We start from the raw sequence: 2,714 nt of genomic DNA, 5'->3' as shown, positions 1-2,714 counted from the left end.
GTGCCGACGTGCCCCACGTACTCCAGCCGCCCGCGCCCGTCGGGCACGCCGAGCAGCAGCGAGTCCGCCAGGCCGGCGTGGCGGCCGCCGCCGGCCTGTCATCCGCCGATCACCACCTCGGCGGTCTGGTGGTGCTTGACCTTCACCCAGTCGGTCGAGCGGCGGCCCGGCCGGTACGGCGAGTCGACCCGTTTGCAGACGATGCCCTCTAGACCCAGCTGCAGGCTCGATTCCAGCGCCGCCTGCGCGTGGCCGGTGAAGTGGACGGGCACCTGCCAGCGGGCGCCCGGCCGGACGATCTGCTCCAGCAGGCGGCGCCGCTCCAGGTACGGCAGGCGCACCGCGCTGGCGGCGTTGATGTGCAGCAGGTCGAACAGCATCACCGTCACCGGCACCGCCCGCACCAGGTCGGCCACCCGCGACGGCCGCCGTACGTGCATGCGTGGCTGCAGCGCCCCGAACGAGACCCGGCCGGCCTCGTCGAAGGCGACGATCTCACCGTCGAGCACCACATCGTGGCCGCCGACCGCGCCGGCGGGCATCTGCAGCTCCGGGTAGGCGGCACTCACGTCGGCGCCGTTGCGGGAACGGATCCGCACCCGGCCGTCCTCGACGTACAGCAGCGCGCGGATCCCGTCCCATTTCATCTCCACCGCCCACCGATCCCCGTCGCTCGGCGGAGTGGTGCCGGCCTGGGCGATCATCGGCTGGTAGGCGGGAAGGCGCGCCATCCTCGCACCGTATCCCTGCCCTCGAGTCGCCGCGCAGGTCCGGCCGCCAGGTCGAGGTCGGCGCGCGGCATTCGCCAGCGACAGACCAGCCGGGCCGCGCGCGTCTGCGGCCCTGCCATCCAGCGCAGCAGCCAGCGCGCGTCAAGGTCGCCTCGTATGTCCGCCCGTTCGAAGGCGATCATCTCGGCAGCCACAGCGATGTGCTCTTGCAACTTCTGCCGCCAGCGCGCCGCGGTGCGCCCCATGCCGCTCACGCCTGAGGTCCCATGCCGGTCAGCAAACGGCAGGTCTCGCAGAACGCGGTCGTGGTGGGTATCCACGGGACGGGCCCGCTCCCGTAGTCCATGACCACCACACGGGTGCTGCACACCGTGGTGGCGTTCTTCCACGGCATGCCGGGCTCCTGGCCGCCAGGAATCGGCCAGGCGGCAGCATGATCGACCTCGCGAGTGTGCGATGACATGCCGAGCACATAGCGGTTACTCATCGCCTTACCTCGCCGCACAGTGACCGTGCCGAAGCTCGAGCAAAAGTCGCTGCCGACCTCGATGCTCGTGATCTCCAGCTCGGCAGAGACGCCGAAGTGCCGGCGGGCGATCGCAAGCGCGCTGGCGCGCAGGTCCCACTCGTCTTCGCCTCGCTCCGGGATGCTGAGGATGTCCGGCGGCAAACCCATCACGAGGTTGCCCCCCGCTCCTCCTGAGCGGCCTCCCGGCGCGGCGCCTTGGACCCGCAAATCCGTTGCACCCTTGCGCAGATCCGCTGCATGGCTGCCTGGCCGATAGGGCCCAGCTCGGTGCCGTCCGGCCACCAGCCGACGCCGTTGGCGTCGGGCACCCGATGGCACCGCTCCCTGTCACGAGGCCGCCCGTTGCCGTCCGTCACGCTGCCCCCCCTTGACTGGGCAAGCCGGGGGCCGGGCACCATGTGCAGCCTCAGCTCCCTGACCAGGCATCCGGGGGAGGGGGCGGCCAACGAGCGCCTACACCCGCACAACGTCTGTGGGCACTGGCCAGTGGCGTACCATACGCCATGCCAACGCCAGATCGTCCAGCCTGGATACGCGCGCCCGATCAGCGCGGCCAGATTGTCCGACTGCTCCTCGGTCAACCGGGTGATGTCCGCGGCGCAGGCAGCGCAGCAGGTCATGACGCTGCCTCCGTTCCAGCGGGGTCTCTGCCTGGAAGGCCGTGGCCCGGTGGCGAGCCGTTGAGCGCCTCGGTGACCCGATAACCTGGCCGGGACGGCCGGGCGGGCGCGGCGCGAACGTCGCGATGCCGCCGCTGCCGGCCGGTTCCCGTCCGCGCGTTGCCTTTGCGATGCCGCTGGGTATTGCGTCCTCGCCTCGAGGCCGACACTCTCTCGGGTCGGCGCGCCCCTGACGTACGGCACGCCGCCGTGCCATGGCAGCGGTGGAGAGTGCTGCGCCGGCTGCTGGAAGTGTGAGGCCGGGCCGCGACGCGGCCTTCCGCGGTCGGCTCTTGCGAGCCTCCTACATCCTCAAAAGCGGCGACGGCCGGCAGCAACGCAACCTCGACACTATCGGGACCCTCGACGATCTCTTGGACCAGCTCGTCCGCGGCGCGCGTGTGCACTGATGATCGCGGATCGGCTGTGCGTCGGACTGGCGTCGGCGGTGCGGCGTCGACGGCGCCGGGGTGGGAAGGGGCCTTCCAGGCTCAATGGGCGGTCTAGTCTGTTCCACGGGTCGCACCTCCACGTGCGATCAAGGGCCCGGAGTTCCAGGCGTTCGCGCGCCTGCCGGGCCCGGTCCTTCTACTCCTCGTCGCCGACGCTGGGCGCACGGCGGCACGGGAGCCACACAAGCAACCCCCTTGGGCTCTCAACCGCGGCGCCGTGCCGACTGACCGCCGCGGAGGAGATCTCTGCGGCGAATGCTTCTCGACCAAGCCCACGGGTAGGCGGTGACGTCGCCTGGCCCTGGGGGAGCGTGTACCTGGCGATGTGAATCTCGCAGGCGAC

General features: G+C 71.1%; 2 protein-coding genes. Both read right to left on the bottom strand.

Annotation, left to right across the window (positions count from 1 at the left end; genetic code table 11):
• Window positions 1-98: 98 nt before the first annotated feature.
• Window positions 99-731: an ATP-dependent DNA ligase gene (locus ACWEVS_RS46150; protein ID WP_452557590.1), complete on the bottom strand. Its 633-nt coding sequence runs from the start codon at window positions 729-731 to the stop codon at window positions 99-101.
• Window positions 732-981: 250 nt separating this feature from the next.
• Window positions 982-1,410 carry a hypothetical protein gene (locus tag ACWEVS_RS46145; protein ID WP_452557588.1) on the bottom strand — a complete coding sequence of 143 codons (429 nt, stop codon included), beginning with the start codon at window positions 1,408-1,410 and terminating at the stop codon, window positions 982-984.
• Between the last annotated feature and the right edge of the window lie 1,304 nt (window positions 1,411-2,714).

It is taken from the genome of Nonomuraea sp. NPDC003754 (assembly GCF_053605785.1).
Note: the sequence above shows the minus strand (reverse complement) of the source record. Positions and strands in the feature narration are given on the sequence as shown.